This is a genomic window from Blautia ammoniilytica (assembly GCF_025566965.1).
In the GTDB taxonomy this organism is placed as follows: domain Bacteria; phylum Bacillota; class Clostridia; order Lachnospirales; family Lachnospiraceae; genus Blautia_A; species Blautia_A ammoniilytica.
Map to the genome: position 1 here is coordinate 1 of NZ_JAOQJL010000026.1, position 16683 is coordinate 16683.

The following is a 16683-nucleotide window of genomic DNA, read 5'->3' on the forward strand; positions in this document are numbered from 1 at the left end:
TGGAACACAGCCAGATTTTTGTTGATTTTGAAGAAAATAAAAAGAAAAGAAGTTTTAAAAGAAAAATGGTGCTGGGCATAACACCCAACACCAAGTTTGTCTACAGTCTGAAAGCACCGGATCCAGGTGCTTTTTCTGCCGCCGTCAGATTTTGTTGGCGTTCTTTTGGAACTTTCCGGAAAGGGAAAATCCACAAGGAAAAAAGAAAAAGAAGCAGCCCAATGGAAATGCTTACAGGGATGGTTCTGATTCCAAATCTGTCTACCAGGATACCCAGAGTAGATGCGATCACGGCAGCAGACAGGGACCCCATACCTCTGCCAATGCCGAAATTTAGTTTTTTGCCCTGGTTCAGGCTTTCCATTCCCAGCGAGTTGACCATAGGGGTAAGCAGCTGTATAAGCACAAAGCAGCTTCCGTAAAAGATTCCAGTGCACAGCAGAGAACGTGTATAGAACAACAAAAATGCTGACAAAACAAGGGCAATCAGTGAAATGAAAATGCATATCTTTTTCAGAGATGGGCTGTTGTTCTTGTCGGCATAGCTGGCAACGGTTGGCTGCAAAAGTGCAGAAACAACGCCTGCCAAAGCGATGATAATACCAATCTGGGTATTAGTGAAGCCGGTATTCAGGAGAAATACGCTGGCAAAATTGGCCAAGGTAACAAAAACGATCCAGAAGAAAAACTGGATACAGGAATACCTGGGAGTCAGATTTGAAGGCTGTGTAGAAGATGAGAACATGATTGTATAACTCCTTTGTTTGTGATATGTTTATCAATGTGGATCAGGGTCAAAGGTCTTTTGCCCCTACATTATTACAATTATAACATTCATAATAAAAATAGCAATTATATATAGAAAAAACAAGGGGAAAAGTAACATGAAGCGGGTAGATTTTGAAAACGGAACCATTACAAAAAACATCCTGGGTACAGCCATCCCCATGCTGGCAGCCCAGATTCTCAGCCTTCTTTATAACATCGTGGACAGGATCTATATTGCCAGGATCCCGGAAACAGGGACGAAAGCATTGGGAGCAGTAGGACTTTGCTTTCCGGTGATCGTGATCATTATGGCATTTTGCAATCTTTTTGGCAGCGGCGGTGCACCTCTTTTTGCAATCAGCCGTGGAAAAGGAGATGACCGGGAAGCCAGGCTGATCATGGACACATCCTTTACCATGTTGTGTGGCAGTGCACTGGTTTTGATGACAACTGGTCTTCTGGCGACGAAGCCGCTTCTGATTTTGTTTGGGGCATCCCAGGAAGCGATTGGATATGCCCTTCCCTATATGCTGATCTATCTGCTGGGTACTTTGCCATCCATGATCGCTACCGGAATGAATCCGTTTATTAATGCACAGGGATACGCAGTGGCCGGGATGTGCTCGGTGACAGTAGGCGCAGTATTGAATATTCTGCTGGATCCGGTTTTTATTTTTGTATTACATATGGGGGTCTGCGGTGCAGCGATCGCTACGGTGATCTCGCAGATTTTCTCTGCCTTGTTTGTAATCGCTTTTTTGCACAAAAAAGCAGAATTAAAAGTACGGCTCTTAAAGAAAAAAGAATTATCAGGATGCATAGGATATTGCAAAAATATTATCAGTCTTGGAACCGCTGGCTTTATTATGCAGCTTACCAACAGCTTGGTAACGATCTGCTGCAATAACGTACTGTCTGTAACCGGTGGCGATGTATACATATCCGTAATGACAATCATATCCAGTGTACGTCAGATGGTAGAAACGCCGATCTATGCATTGACAGAAGGGTCTTCTCCTATTATCAGCTATAATTATGGGGCCCGCCGATCCGGGCATGTGCGCCGTGCGATCTTCACCATGAGTGTGATGATCCTTCTTTATACAGCGGTGATGTGGAGCGTGATCATTTTCTTTCCCAAACAGCTGATGAGCATTTTCAGTTCGGACCATCTGCTTCTGGAAGACGCAATTCCAGCACTGAAACAGTATTTTTCAGCATTCATCTTTATGGATCTTCAGTATATGGGACAGACTGTATTCAAATCTCTGAATAAGAAAAAACAGGCTGTATTTTTCTCTATTCTCCGTAAGGTTGTGATCGTAGTACCACTTACTTATATCCTCCCTTATCTGCTGAAGATGGGTACAGATGGAGTTTTTATGGCAGAACCGGTATCTAATGTGATCGGCGGCAGCCTTTGTTTTCTTACTATGATTTTCACTGTATTTCCGGAGTTGAAAAGAATGGAGACAGAGGGAAAATAGAACTTGCATCAGAAAATAGCATATATACAGAAAAAGGAGAATCAAAATTATGAGTTATCGTTTTGAAGGAAAGGTTAGATACAGTGAGATTGGTGAGGATAAATGCCTTACACTACCGGCGATTCTTGATTATTTTCAGGATTGCTGTACTTTCCAATCTGAAGAGATCGGACAGGGAATGCTGGCAGTAGAAGAAAGAAAACGTGCCTGGGTGCTGGCATCCTGGCAGGTAGTGATCGATCGGTATCCTATGCTGGGAGAAAAGATCACAGCACTTACTAAGCCGTATGCCTTTAAGGGATTTACAGGGATGCGTAATTTTGTCCTTGAAGGTGAAAATGGGGAAAGGCTGGCTTATGCCAATTCCCGATGGATCAACATTAATACAAACACCGGGCTGCCTGCAAGGCTTACAGAAGAGGACTGCCGTGGATATGTGCTGGAAGAGCCCTTAGAAATGGAGCAGGTTTCCAGGAAGATCCAGCTTCCGGAGGAGATGACAGATCAGGAGCCATTCACTGTGCAGAAGCACAACCTGGATACCCATCATCATGTGAATAATTGCCAGTATATCCGGATCGCAGCGGATTATCTGCCGGAGGACTTTAAGATCCACCAGATGCGTGCAGAGTATAAGAAACAGGCAGTGCTTGGGGATGTATTTTATCCAAGAGTGCATACAGAGCCTGGTAAGGTAGTGGTGGCATTGGAAACAAAAGAGGGTGAATCTTATGCTGTCGTGGAATTTCAGGTGAAATAAGACTGCTGGAGGGAAGGCAGAGGATGTGGGCTGTATACACATTCGATTTTGGGAATTATTTATGAAAAAATTTTGAGCTTTTATTCCTGATATGGTATTATTGTATAAAATGGTTTATTCGTCATAAGCCGGAAAAAAGAAAATGTCAATGAAATACGGGAATTGGGAGGGAATATTTTATGAAAATCATTTCATTTGGATCTATGAATATTGATAAGGTATATCAGGTGGAGAATTTTGTACTTCCGGGAGAAACCATACTGGCAGATGGCATCCAGCTGAATGTAGGCGGCAAGGGTCTGAACCAGTCTGTGGCAGCGGCGAGAGCAGGCGCATGCGTAGTACACGCAGGAGCGGTAGGAGAAGATGGTGCTATGCTCACTGATTTTATGAAGGATGCAGGCGTGGATATTTCTCAGATCCAGGTGCTTCCAGGACAGAGCGGCCATGCTATTATCCAGGTAGATAGTACAGGACATAACTGTATCATCGTATATGGCGGCACCAACCGTGACTTTACTAAAGAATATATTGACAAGGTTCTTACAGAAAAGGGAGAGCCGGGGGACGTTGTGCTGATGCAGTATGAGGTAAATGAGGTTCCTTATATGATCCGGAGGGCACATGAACTGGGTCTGAAGGTGGCATTTAATCCGTCACCGATTCCAAAGTCCATGGAAGATCTGCCGTTGGACTGTGTAGATTATTTTATTGTTAATGAAGTGGAAGGTGCAGCGATCGCAGGGATTCAGGAGGCGAATCCTGATTACAAGAAAGTGCTGGAGATCCTTTCCGAGAAATATCCGGCAGCAGTAATCGTACTTACTCTTGGAGATGCAGGGGTTCTCTGCAAGAAGGGTGAGGAAACCTATACCCATGATATTTACCGTGTAAAGGCAGTGGATACTACAGCTGCAGGAGATACCTTCTGCGGATATTTCCTTGCAGGTCTGTGTGCTGGTGAGGACATTCCAAAATGTCTGGAAATGGCTTCTGCAGCTTCTGCAATCGCAGTGTCCCGTCCAGGCGCAGCACCGTCTATTCCGCTGTATCAGGAAGTGGTGGAGTTCTTAAAAGAAAGATAATATGGAGGGTCGTTGCAAAAGTCTCTATTGACAACATGATATTAAAATGATATCATCAAAATATCAAAATACATTTGATATTTTAGGAGGAAGAAAAAGAAAATGAAAGAAAAAGTATTAAACAACAAGAAAAATGGCATGGCCATGATGCTTCTGTTTCTCCTGCTGTATGCAGTGGGGGTAGGAGCTATCGCATTTGGTGCGGTTCAGGAAGTGATCCCAGTTATGGTTGTTGGTATTGTATGGGCAGCTATAGGCTGGATCCCCTTTGTAGGATTGCGTGTCCTGAAGCCACAGGAAGCACTGGTATTGACCTTATTTGGTAAGTATATCGGTACTTTGAAGGAGAATGGTTTTTACTGGGTCAATCCATTTTGCAGCAGTGTGAATCCGGCAGCTAAGACAAAGCTGAACCAGAGCGGCGATGTAGACGGAGGTTCCGGGAAAGGCTCCCTGGCAAGTGTTCTTGGCGCATCTGCGAAAGAAAGCAGCGAAGTTCTGATCACAAATAATAAGATTTCACTGAAGATCATGACTCTGAACAATAACCGTCAGAAGATCAATGACTGTCTGGGTAATCCTATCGAGATCGGTATTGCAGTTATGTGGCGTGTGGTAGATACTGCAAAGGCTGTGTTTGATGTAGATAATTATAAAGAATATCTGTCCCTTCAGTGTGACAGTGCCCTGAGAAATATTGTACGGATCTATCCATATGATGTGGCTCCTAATGTAGACACTACAGGAGACGGTATCGCAGATGAAGGCAGCCTTAGAGGATCTAGTGAAGTGGTTGCCGAGCGTATCCGTAAGGAGATTCAGCAGAAGGTTGAGATCGCAGGACTTGAGATCATTGAGGCAAGGATCACTTATCTGGCATATGCACCGGAGATTGCAGCCGTTATGCTTCAGAGGCAGCAGGCATCTGCGATCATTGATGCAAGGAAGATGATCGTAGACGGTGCTGTTGGTATGGTGGAGATGGCACTGGACAGACTGAATGAGAATGGTGTGGTAGAACTGGACGAGGAGCGGAAAGCGGCCATGGTATCCAACCTTCTTGTAGTACTTTGCGGCAATCGTGACGCACAGCCTATTGTTAATTCAGGAAGTCTGTATTAATCGTGGCAGATACTAAGGCAAAGAAACAGATTCCGCTCAGACTTTCAGCAAAATTATATGATCAGATCGCTGCCTGGGCGGAGGATGATTTTCGTTCAGTGAATGGACAGATCGAGTATCTTTTGTCGGAATGCGTAAGGCAGCGCAAGAAAAATGGGAAATATGTATCCGAGGAACTGGATGTTCCCCCAGAACTGGATATATAAGAGATCGTATAATATTTCTCCTTGGCTTTACCAGGGGTTAGGGTTATTATGTGGATAAATCGCAACGGCGCGGTGAATTGGTAAACTGCGCCTGTTGCGATTTTTTATGTGTAATAGACAATTGTTCAGTAATGTTTCTATTGCATAAAAAATTATAGGACTTAATAATACGCGACTGCTCGACTTGATGGTGTGATCGTAGAAGAGGGAGAGCCGAAAAAGCTTTTCCAGGATCCGAAAGATGCTCTTACACGGGATTTCCTTTCCAGATTCCGTAATCAATAATGCTATACAGAAGTTTTGAGAAAAAGGCGTGTGAGATAGAACGCCTTTTTTATTTTGTCCTGAAAAATGCCTTGACTAAAACTGGGGAAAATAGGAAAATAAATAGAACTGATATTTTGTTTTACTTTAAAGCGGGGGAAATGATGAGTACAGGAAAAGAGAGAAAAAGAGCAGGCATATACAGGCTGTGTCTTCTGGTAATGCTGATACTGCTTCTGGGAGCGGCGGTGCCGGTTTCTGCAAAAGTGACCAGCGTACAGAATATTGAAAAGGTTACAGGGGGCAGATTTACCGCTAGAAATGGAAATTGGTATTATTATGACAAAGATGGACAGATGGCAAAGGATTGCCTTTTATCTGTCAGGGGGAAAACATATTATTTTTCTGCGAAAGGGGTCAGGCAGTACAGTTGGCACAAGATTGGTACCAGGTGGTATTACTTTGGGAAGAAATCAGAAGGATACATGTATAAAAATGCATGGATCTACAAAAATGGAAAGAAGATCTATTATCTGCGAAGCGACGGCCGCAGAAGCCAGGGGTGGATCCGCAGCCGTTATACCTATTATTTTGATGCAAAGGGCAAGCTGACCACAGGAATGAAACGGATCTCCGGTGTGAATTGCAGGTTTGATTCTAATGGCAGGATGACAGGAAGCGGCCCGTCTGTTTCCCTTAGCAGTCCATGTGGGATCCTTGTAGAGGCTGACACTGGAAAAGTGCTTTATTCCAAGAACCCGGATCTGCGCCATGCAAATGCAAGCACCACCAAGTTGATGACGGCTATACTGGCTTTGGAGAATTGCAAACTAACCGAGAAGGTGACTGCATCTGCCAATGCAGCAGCCCAGGAGCCTACCAAGCTGTACCTGCAGCAAGGGGAAAGCTTTGTACTGAAGGATCTTCTTTATTCCCTGCTGATCCCATCCCACAATGATACAGCAGTAGCACTTGCAGAGCATGTAAGCGGATCAGTACCTAAATTTGTAAAGCTGATGAATAAAAAAGCAGCAGTCCTGGGATGTAAGAATACCCATTTTGCCACACCAAACGGACTGGATGCAGGGATGGACCATTATACAACTGCCCGGGATCTGGCAAAGATCGCCTGTTATGCATGGAAGAAGCCTATGATCCGAAAAATCGTAAAACGGCAGCAAGGGACCATCACCAGCCTGAACGGCAATACCTATACCTTCCGTACCACCAATAAGCTTCTTGGCAATATGGACAGAGTATACGGGATCAAAACAGGCTATACCCGTAAGGCTGGCCATTGTTTTGTTGGTATGATCCAGGCCGGAAATGGAAAGACCTATATTTCCGTTACACTGGGAGGCCCTACTAGCGATGCCAGATGGGCGGATACACGCCGGCTTCTGCAATACGCAGACACACTTAAATAGTATTCTATTCAACCGCAAATTGGGGGAATGCTGCAAAAAGAGCAAACCAACAATTAGGCGCATGTGGATTGAGAGTATCTTTTACATTGTGTGTGTGCTATACTGACAATAATCATTTTCGTAAAAATATATAATAAGGAGAACCCATGATTGAATTAGGAAAAAAACAGACACTGACTGTAGTAAAAACAGTGGATTTCGGTGTATATCTGGCTGAAAAGGATGATAAAGAAGGCAAAGATTCTGTACTACTCCCTGCCAAACAGGTGCCTGCAGGCACGAAAGCAGGAGATGAGCTGACCGTATTCATTTATAAAGATTCCAAAGACCGTCTCATCGCTACCACCAGAGAGCCCATGCTTCAGGTAGGGCAGACTGCAGTTCTGAAGGTTTCCCAGGTGACAAGGATCGGAGCATTCCTGAATTGGGGACTGGAAAAAGACCTTCTGCTTCCATATCATGAGCAGACCACCAGGATGCAGGAAGGGAAAGACGTACTGGTGGCTCTTTATATTGATAAAAGCCAGCGTCTTTGCGCTACCATGAAAGTATATCATTATCTTTCTACACGCACACCTTATGTGGTGGGAGACCAGGTAAAGGGCCGTGTATATGAGATCAGCGGTAATTTTGGTGTATTTGTGGCTGTTGATGACAAGTATTCTGCACTGATTCCCGCAAGGGAGGCTGCCGGGAAATACCGTCCGGGAGAGATTCTGGATCTGCGTGTAACAGAAGTAAAAGAAGACGGAAAGATGAATGTCACAGATCGCCAGAAAGCATACCTGCAGATCGAAGAGGATGCAGAGTCCGTGCTTAGCGTGATCGATGAATTTGCAGGGGTTCTTCCTTTTGATGATAAGGCATCCCCGGAAGTGATCAAAAGAGAATTCGGCTTGAGCAAAAATGCATTCAAAAGGGCAATCGGGCACCTTCTGAAAGAAGGCAAAATAGAGATTAAAGAGAGAAGAATATACAAAAAATAACAGAGGCAAGAAATAATATAAACAGGAAATGAGGTACACACAGTGGCTTTCACGCATCTGCATGTCCATACAGAATATAGTCTGCTGGATGGATCAAATAAGATAAATGAATATGTGTCCAGAGTGAAGGAACTGGGAATGGACAGTGCTGCGATCACAGACCATGGAGTTATGTATGGAGTGATCGACTTTTATCGTGCGGCAAAAGCGGCAGGCATCAATCCTATCCTTGGATGTGAAGTGTATGTGGCTCCCGGCTCCAGGTTCGACAGGGAAGTAGGAAGCGGAGATGACAGATACTATCATCTGGTGCTTCTTGCTGAGAATAACCAGGGTTATCAAAATCTGATGAAGATCGTATCCAAGGGTTTTGTAGAAGGGTTTTACTACAAGCCAAGAGTGGATCTGGAACTTCTGCGGGAGTATCATGAGGGGCTGATTGCCTTAAGCGCCTGCCTGGCTGGCGAGGTTGCCAGATATCTTCAGAAAGGGATGTATGAGGATGGCAAAAAGGCTGCCCTCAGATATCAGGAGATTTTTGGAGAGGGGAACTTTTTTCTGGAACTTCAGGATCACGGGATTCCACAGCAGCAGATGGTCAATCAGCAGTTGATGCGGATGCACCAGGAAACAGGGATCCAGCTGGTTGCCACCAATGATGTGCATTACACTTATGAAACAGACGCAGATTCCCATGATATCCTGCTTTGCCTGCAGACCGGCAAGAAGATTACAGATACAGACCGTATGCGTTATGAAGGCGGACAGTATTATGTTAAGTCAGAAGAAGAAATGGCAGCACTGTTTCCTTATGCGCCGGAGGCTCTGGAAAATACACACAAGATCGCGCAGAGGTGCCACGTGGATATTGAGTTCGGCAACACAAAGCTGCCCAGATATGATGTGCCGGATGGATATACCTCCTGGGAATATTTGAATAAGCTGTGCCGGGAAGGCCTGGAAGAACGATACGATCCGGTGACAGAAGAGTTGGAAAGCCGTCTGGATTATGAGCTTACCACAATCAAAAATATGGGATACGTGGATTATTTCCTGATCGTGTGGGACTTTATTAAATATGCAAGGGATCATGAGATCATGGTAGGACCGGGCAGAGGTTCTGCAGCTGGAAGCCTGGTTGCTTATACCCTGGGGATCACCCAGCTGGATCCTATCCGTTACGATCTGCTTTTTGAGCGTTTCCTGAATCCGGAACGAGTATCCATGCCGGATATTGATGTGGACTTTTGTTTCGAGCGCAGACAGGAAGTGATCGATTACGTGGTTCGCAAATACGGTAAGGACTGTGTAGTGCAGATCGTTACCTTTGGTACATTGGCTGCCCGTGGTGTGATCAGGGATGTGGGACGTGTATTGGACATGCCTTATGCCCAGGTGGATACCATTGCAAAGATGATTCCCCAGGAGCTGAATATTACCATTGATAAAGCACTGGAAATGAATCCGGAGCTGAAAAAAACTTATGACGAGCAGGAGGATGTACACCATCTGATCGATATGGCAAAGCGCCTGGAAGGACTTCCAAGGCATACTTCCATGCATGCAGCCGGTGTTGTGATCAGCCAGAAAGAGGTGGATGAATACGTACCTCTTTCCAGAGCCCAGGACGGCACCATTGTAGCTCAGTTTACTATGACTACGCTGGAAGAACTGGGCCTTTTGAAAATGGATTTCCTTGGGCTTCGTACATTAACAGTGATCCAGAATGCAGCGAAAATGGTGGAGAAAGATAAGGGGATCACCCTGGATATGTCCCACATTGATTATAATGACAGTAAGGTGCTGGCATCCCTTGGCACAGGTCATACAGATGGTGTGTTCCAGCTGGAAAGTTCTGGTATGAAGAACTTTATGAAGGAATTGAAGCCTCAGAGCCTGGAGGATGTGATCGCCGGTATTTCCCTGTATCGTCCGGGCCCGATGGATTTTATTCCCCAGTATATCCGTGGCAAGAACCGTCCGGATACCATTCGCTACGACTGCCCGCAGCTGGAGCCAATCCTTAGCCCAACCTACGGATGTATCGTATATCAGGAGCAGGTTATGCAGATCGTGCGTAATCTGGCAGGCTATACATTAGGACGAAGTGATCTTGTGCGTCGTGCAATGTCCAAGAAAAAAGCTTCTGTCATGGAAAAAGAGCGGCAGAACTTTGTATATGGAAATGAGCAGGAGGGAGTGCCTGGCTGTATTGCCAACGGGATCTCTGAGAAGACAGCAAATAAGATCTATGATGAAATGACTGATTTTGCAAAATATGCTTTTAATAAATCCCATGCGGCAGCTTATGCAATCGTAGCTTATCAGACGGCTTATCTGAAATATTATTATTCTGTGGAATTTATGGCTGCGCTTATGACCTCCGTGATTGAAATGCCAGCCAAAGTGGCAGAGTATATTCAGGTATGCCGTCAGATGGGAATTCAGATTTTGCCTCCGGATATTAATAACGGAGAACGTGGCTTTTCTGTTGACCAGGGAAGGATCCGTTATGGCCTTTCCGCTATTAAAAGTGTGGGCAGGCCTGTGATCGAATCGCTGGTGAAGGAGCGCAGGGAAAACGGAATCTACCGTACACTGAGTGATTTCATTGAAAGAAACAGCGGGCAGGTGAATAAACGCGCCATCGAAAATTTTATCAAGGCAGGGGCACTTGACTGCCTGCCAGGCAACCGGCAGCAGAAAATGCTGGTTTATAGCCGGGTAGTGGATCATATCAGCCAGAATAAGAAGAACAGCATGGCAGGGCAGATGAGCCTGTTTGACTTGGTTGGTGAAGAAGATAAGAAGGCTTATGAGATCAGTATGCCAGATGTGGGAGAATATGCAAAGGAAGTTATCCTGGCCTTTGAAAAAGATGTACTGGGGATTTATCTTAGCGGACATCCCCTGGAACAGTACAGAGGCATACTTGAAAAGAACATCAGTGCAAAGACCACAGATTTTCAGCCGGATGAAGAGACGGGACTTTCCGTGGTAATGGATAACCAGAAGGTTGTAGTTGGTGGTATGGTGACCGAGAAAACCATTAAATATACCAAGAATAATAAGGTGATGGCCTTTGTTACCCTGGAGGATCTGGTGGGTACTGTGGAAGTAGTGGTTTTTCCAAGGGATTATGAAAAGTACCAGAGCCTTTTGGATGAAGATGCCCGTGTGCTGATCCAGGGACGGGTATCCGCTGAAGATGACAAGGCCAGCAAGCTGATCTTGGAAAGGGTGCGTACCTTTGAAGAAGTGCCAAGGGAGCTTTGGCTGCAGTTTGATGACAGGGATGCATATGCAGACAGGGAAGCACATTTGATGGAAGAACTGAGAGCAGTTCCGGGCAATGCTTCCGTTGTGATCTATCTGAAGGATGTAAAAGCAATGAAAAAGCTGCCGGCCGGATACAGGGTAGCTTTGCAGGAAGAATGGCTGGAAAAATTCCGGAGGGAATATGGCAGTGAGAATGTACGCGTGGTAGAGCGTGCACTGAAAAGCTTCTGATATGAAATTTGTAAAAAGCTTCTTATGAAGTATATCAGCTGGGAGTCAATCCCCCAGCTGATATAGCCTCCGGCAGGATTGCAGAGGTGCGCAGGAGAAGTATGTCATGCGATTGCATGACGCGCACCTCGCAGCAAGAATGCCGAGGCATTCTTGAATAAAAGTTTCTAATGTAAAGTTTATAAAAAGCTTCTGAAAAAAAACAGGGACAGAGTATTGAAAAAAACAGAAAGATGCTATAAACTAGTGCTGAATATGTGTAGAAAAGGATTAACCCCGAGATGTAGATTGTATCAGAGAGAATACAGGCATCTCAAGGAACTCAGAAGATGGAGGAGTAATTATTATGGCAGAGAAAAAAATTAAGACCATTGGTGTCCTTACCAGCGGCGGTGATGCTCCTGGAATGAACGCAGCAATCCGTGCAGTGGTAAGACGTGGACTTAGCAGCGGATTAAATGTAAAAGGTATACTGAAGGGATATAATGGACTGCTGAATGAAGAGATTATAGATATGACAGCGAAGGATGTATCCGATACCATTGAACGTGGCGGTACGATCCTTTATACAGCACGTTGTGCAGAATTCCGTACAGCAGAAGGTCAGAAGAGAGGCGCAGAGATCTGCAAGAAGCATGGTATTGACGGACTGGTAGTGATCGGTGGAGACGGTTCCTTTGCAGGAGCACAGAAGCTGGCTGCCCTTGGTGTGAATACCATCGGTGTACCAGGCACGATCGACCTGGATATTGCATGTACAGAGTACACCATCGGATTTGATACAGCTGTTAATACAGCTATGGAAGCAATTGATAAGGTACGTGATACCTCTACTTCCCATGAGAGATGCAGTATTATCGAGGTTATGGGCCGTGGCGCCGGATATCTGGCATTATGGTGCGGTATTGCCAACGGCGCAGAGGATGTGCTGATCCCTGAGAAATACGACTATGATGAGCAGAAGCTGATCAACAACATTATTGAGAGCCGTAAGCTTGGCAAGAAGCATCATATCATCGTAAATGCAGAGGGTATCGGTAATTCCCAGGCTATGGCAAAACGTATCGAAGCAGCTACAGGTATTGAGACTCGTGCCACTATCCTTGGACACATGCAGCGTGGTGGAAGCCCTACATGTAAGGACCGTGTGTATGCATCTATGATGGGTGCAATGGCTGTAGACCTTCTGGTAGCAGGCAAGAGTTGCAGAGTAGTTGGATATCGTCATGGAGATTTTGTGGACTTCGATATTGACGAGGCACTTGCTATGCAGAAGAGCGTTTCAGAATATCAGTGGGAGGTTTGTAAATCCCTTTCCCATAATTATGACAAACATGGATTACAGAAATAGTTTTAGACGATGTTTACAGGAAAAATTTCATAAATTGAAAACAGCACAAATAATTGCCCTCAGCTTTGCGGGGGTAATTTTTGTAGGAGGGTTTTTTCTCTGGCTCCCGTTTTGCACCGCACCGGGGGAAAGCACTTCTTTTGCAGATGCATTATTTACGGCTACTACCAGCGTGTGTGTTACCGGCCTGGTGACAGTGACCACAGCTACCCATTGGTCGACAATAGGCAAAGCGGCTATCCTTTTACTGATCCAGATCGGAGGTATAGGAGTAGTATCTCTGGCAAGTATGCTGTTTATTGGACTTCACAAGAAGATTTCCCTGCGGAACCGGAGGCTGATCAAGGAGTCCTATAACCTGGATCAGATGTCAGGACTGGTCAAAGTTGTGCGAAAAACCGTACTTTGTATTTTGGTTGCAGAAGGGACCGGCGCAGTGCTGTATGCATTTTGTTTTGTGCCTCAGTTTGGCTTCCGTAAGGGAATGGTTCATGCGGTGTTTACAGCAGTGTCAGCATTTTGCAATGCAGGGATCGATCTTCTGGGCGAGACCAGTCTGGCTCCCTATCAGGGAAATGTGCTGGTGAATCTTACCACTATGGCTCTGATTATTTCTTCGGGTCTTGGCTTTATTGTGTGGTGGGATATTTGGGAAAAAATAAAAAAGGCAAAACAGAATCACAAGTTGTCAGTGAAAAAAGTTTATGCAACTCTTCGTCTGCAAAGCAAGCTGGTATTAAAAACAACCCTGATCCTGGTTATTGGAGGTACGCTGTTGATCTTTTTGTTTGAAAGGAACAATCCGGATACTTTTGCAGGGATGTCTACAGGCAGGCAGCTGCTTGCATCTGCTTTTCAGTCTGTGACCACCAGGACCGCCGGATTTTTCACAACAGATCAGGCAGCATTTACCAATGCTACCTTTGTGCTGTGTCTGGTACTGATGCTCATCGGAGGATCCCCTATGGGTACAGCCGGTGGTATTAAGACAACGACCATTGCAGTGCTAGTGCTTAGCATCCGGGCCAATCTTCGTGGTGATAAGGATGTGGAAAGCCACAATCGGAAGATTCGCAGCAGCTACATCCGTTCTGCCCTTGTGGTAGCAGGGATGTCTTTGTTGGTTTTATTGATCATGATTATGCTTCTGGCTGTAGCGATGCCACAGGCAGATCTGATGGACGTTATTTATGAATTAACTTCAGCCCTGGGAACAGTAGGTTTGTCCAGAGGGCTGACGCCACATTTGAGTCTGGCAGGGAAATACATTGTAATGCTGACCATGTATCTTGGACGTATCGGCCCTCTTACTTTAGGTGCAGCCGTGGTGGCAAGAGAACAGCGCAGATCAGAGAATATCCATCTTGCAGAAGAAGATGTGATGATTGGATAGGAGACATGACATGAAGGAAAAAAGCTATGCAGTGATCGGACTTGGACAATTTGGTATGTCAGTGGCAGAAACACTGGCAGAGTCGGATTGTGATGTACTGGCAATTGATGCAAGGGAAGAAAATATCCAGGAGATTGCAGATAAGGTTACTTATGCAGTTCGTGCAGATGTGCGTGAGCCTGAAGTTTTACGGACTCTGGGTGTGCAGAATGTGGATGTGGCAGTGATCGCAGTGGCTGAGAATATGGAAGCCAGTATTATGGCCACTATGCAAGCCAAGGAGCTGGGAGTACCCTATGTTCTGGCAAAAGCCATGAATGCCCTTCACGGCAAGATCCTTGAGAAGATCGGCGCAGACAGGGTGATTTATCCGGAGCAGTCCATGGGACTTCGTGTGGCAAGAAATCTGATGTCCGGAGGTTTTCTGGATGTATTTGAGCTTTCCACTGAATTCAGTATGGCAGAGTTTCCTGTGCCGACGGAGTGGATAGGCAAAAGCCTGCAGGAATTGCAGCTTCGTGAGAGCCATGATATTAATATTATCGCCATCAAGGTAGGGAATAATGTGGAAATTAATCTGGACCCGGTGAAGCCGCTGGAAGCAGACTGGCATTTGATAGCTATAGGCAAAAATAAAGTACTGGAAAGACTGAACTAAGGGGAAGGTTCCTGATTTATGATAACCAGTGTGAATAACGGACAGATCAAAAATATAATACAGTTAAATCAAAAGGCAAAGGCAAGGAGAGAGCAGGGGCTGTTTGTGGCAGAGGGCAGGAAGATGTTCCTGGAAGCTCCGGCTGACTGGGTTTCCAGAGTTTATCTGGCTGAGTCTGTTACTGGGGATACTGAGCTGATGAGCCATGCCGAAGGCTTTCCTTGTGAAGTGGTTTCAGATTCCGTATTCAGACAGATGAGCGATACTCAGACACCGCAGGGTATCCTTACTCTTCTTAAGAAGCCTTCCTATATAGAAGAAGACATTTGGGGAAGCCGGGCAGCAGATCAAATGCACCCACTGGTGATGGTGCTTGAGGATCTGCAGGATCCGGGCAATGCAGGAACGATCTTCCGTACAGCCGAGGGCGCCGGAGTGGACGGGATCTTTCTTACCAGAACCTGTGTGGACATTACCAATCCCAAGGTGATACGTTCCACCATGGGTTCTATTTACAGAATGCCTTTTCTATACGTGGAAAGTGTGGTATCATTAAAAGAACAGCTGGAAAAACATCATATCCGGCTTTTTGCAGCTCATCTGCAGGGCAGGAATACCTATGATAAAGAGGATTATAAGGGAGGAACTGCTTTCCTGATCGGTAATGAAGGAAAGGGACTTACGGATCAGGCGTCGCAGGCAGCGGATTGTCTGATACGGATTCCAATGAACGGGCAGGTAGAATCCCTGAATGCGGCCATGGCTGCCGGGATCCTTATGTATGAGGCTGCAAGGCAGAGGAGAGGATAAGGAGGAGATTCTATGCAGGAAGTCTTTATCTGGCTGGCAATACTTACTTTTTTTCTGGTAGCTGAAGCCGTGACGGTGCAGCTTACCACTATCTGGTTTGCAGGAGGTGCTCTGGTGGCTGCTCTTGCTGCAGGCATGGGAGCAGAAGAATGGCTGCAGATCATACTGTTTCTGGCTGTTTCTCTGATACTTCTGATTCTGGCCAGACCTGTACTAAAGAAATGTCTGAATAAGGGCATGGTCCGTACCAATGTAAACAGCCTGATGGGTCAGTCCGCAGTAGTGATCCAGAAGATTGACAATCTGGCACAGACCGGACAGGTTCGCATCAATGATATTGAATGGCTGGCAAGGACATCGGATGACAAGGAGATCATTCCTGAGAAGACGGTAGTTACCATCACGGAAGTCCGTGGGGTCAAATTAATTGTGAAGGTGAAAAAGGAGGATTAATTTATGGGAGGAATTTTGGCATTATTGGTGATCGTTATTCTGGCATTATGGGTGCTGGCATCCTGTATCCGCATTGTTCCCCAGGCTTATGCAGTTGTGCTGGAACGCCTTGGTGCATACCGTGCCACATGGGGCACTGGTGTACATTTTAAGGTGCCTTTTATCGAGAGAGTTGCCAGAAAGGTCAACCTGAAAGAACAGGTAGTGGATTTTCCACCTCAGCCTGTGATCACAAAAGATAATGTAACCATGCAGATCGACACCGTTGTATTTTTCCAGATCACAGATCCTAAGCTGTATGCTTACGGTGTGGAGAATCCCATCATGGCCATTGAGAATCTGTCAGCCACTACACTTAGGAATATTATCGGAGATATGGAGCTGGATGAAACACTTACCTCCC

Annotated in this window: 15 protein-coding genes; 14 read left to right on the plus strand and 1 reads right to left on the minus strand. The window is 45.5% G+C overall.

Going from position 1 to position 16683, the window contains the following annotated elements; translation table 11 throughout:
• Window positions 1–100: 100 nt before the first annotated feature.
• Complete coding sequence (locus OCV61_RS12430; RefSeq protein WP_158422056.1) at window positions 101–745, minus strand: MFS transporter; 645 nt, start codon at window positions 743–745, stop codon at window positions 101–103.
• 139 nt (window positions 746–884) lie between these two features.
• Here OCV61_RS12430 and OCV61_RS12435 point away from each other — a divergent pair, with 139 nt between their 5' ends.
• From OCV61_RS12435 to OCV61_RS12500, 14 genes are all read left to right on the plus strand, one after another.
• Window positions 885–2255: an MATE family efflux transporter gene (locus tag OCV61_RS12435; RefSeq protein WP_158422057.1), complete on the plus strand. Its 1371-nt coding sequence runs from the start codon at window positions 885–887 to the stop codon at window positions 2253–2255.
• A gap of 49 nt (window positions 2256–2304) precedes the next feature.
• Window positions 2305–3015 carry an acyl-[acyl-carrier-protein] thioesterase gene (locus tag OCV61_RS12440; RefSeq protein ID WP_158422058.1) on the plus strand — a complete coding sequence of 237 codons (711 nt, stop codon included), beginning with the start codon at window positions 2305–2307 and terminating at the stop codon, window positions 3013–3015.
• A 179-nt stretch (window positions 3016–3194) separates the two neighbouring features.
• Window positions 3195–4100, plus strand: a complete 906-nt coding sequence (locus OCV61_RS12445; protein ID WP_158422059.1) for a ribokinase — start codon at window positions 3195–3197, stop codon at window positions 4098–4100.
• Between the two features lie 102 nt (window positions 4101–4202).
• Window positions 4203–5222, plus strand: a complete 1020-nt coding sequence (locus tag OCV61_RS12450; RefSeq protein ID WP_158422060.1) for an SPFH domain-containing protein — start codon at window positions 4203–4205, stop codon at window positions 5220–5222.
• A 2-nt stretch (window positions 5223–5224) separates the two neighbouring features.
• Window positions 5225–5428: a type II toxin-antitoxin system antitoxin gene (locus tag OCV61_RS12455; protein WP_158422061.1), complete on the plus strand. Its 204-nt coding sequence runs from the start codon at window positions 5225–5227 to the stop codon at window positions 5426–5428.
• A gap of 425 nt (window positions 5429–5853) precedes the next feature.
• Entirely contained in the window at window positions 5854–7119 is a 1266-nt protein-coding gene (locus tag OCV61_RS12460) for a serine hydrolase (RefSeq protein ID WP_262582934.1), read from the plus strand.
• A 146-nt stretch (window positions 7120–7265) separates the two neighbouring features.
• A complete protein-coding gene (locus OCV61_RS12465) occupies window positions 7266–8105 on the plus strand; it encodes a CvfB family protein (RefSeq protein ID WP_158422062.1) in 840 nt (279 codons plus the stop codon).
• 42 nt (window positions 8106–8147) lie between these two features.
• On the plus strand, window positions 8148–11615 hold the full coding sequence (locus OCV61_RS12470; protein WP_158422063.1) for a DNA polymerase III subunit alpha: 3468 nt from the start codon (window positions 8148–8150) through the stop codon (window positions 11613–11615).
• Window positions 11616–11961: 346 nt separating this feature from the next.
• Window positions 11962–12966 (plus strand): 6-phosphofructokinase, encoded by a 1005-nt coding sequence (gene pfkA / locus OCV61_RS12475; protein ID WP_158422064.1) that lies wholly within the window; start codon window positions 11962–11964, stop codon window positions 12964–12966.
• A gap of 34 nt (window positions 12967–13000) precedes the next feature.
• Entirely contained in the window at window positions 13001–14359 is a 1359-nt protein-coding gene (locus OCV61_RS12480; RefSeq protein WP_244092972.1) for a TrkH family potassium uptake protein, read from the plus strand.
• Between the two features lie 10 nt (window positions 14360–14369).
• Window positions 14370–15017 carry a potassium channel family protein gene (locus OCV61_RS12485; RefSeq protein WP_158422065.1) on the plus strand — a complete coding sequence of 216 codons (648 nt, stop codon included), beginning with the start codon at window positions 14370–14372 and terminating at the stop codon, window positions 15015–15017.
• Between the two features lie 18 nt (window positions 15018–15035).
• Window positions 15036–15827, plus strand: coding sequence for a TrmH family RNA methyltransferase (locus OCV61_RS12490; protein ID WP_158422066.1), 792 nt, complete (start codon window positions 15036–15038; stop codon window positions 15825–15827).
• 12 nt (window positions 15828–15839) lie between these two features.
• Window positions 15840–16280 carry an NfeD family protein gene (locus tag OCV61_RS12495; RefSeq protein ID WP_158422067.1) on the plus strand — a complete coding sequence of 147 codons (441 nt, stop codon included), beginning with the start codon at window positions 15840–15842 and terminating at the stop codon, window positions 16278–16280.
• Window positions 16281–16283: 3 nt separating this feature from the next.
• The coding region (locus tag OCV61_RS12500; protein ID WP_262582937.1) for an SPFH domain-containing protein at window positions 16284–16683 on the plus strand (400 nt) is incomplete at its 3' end.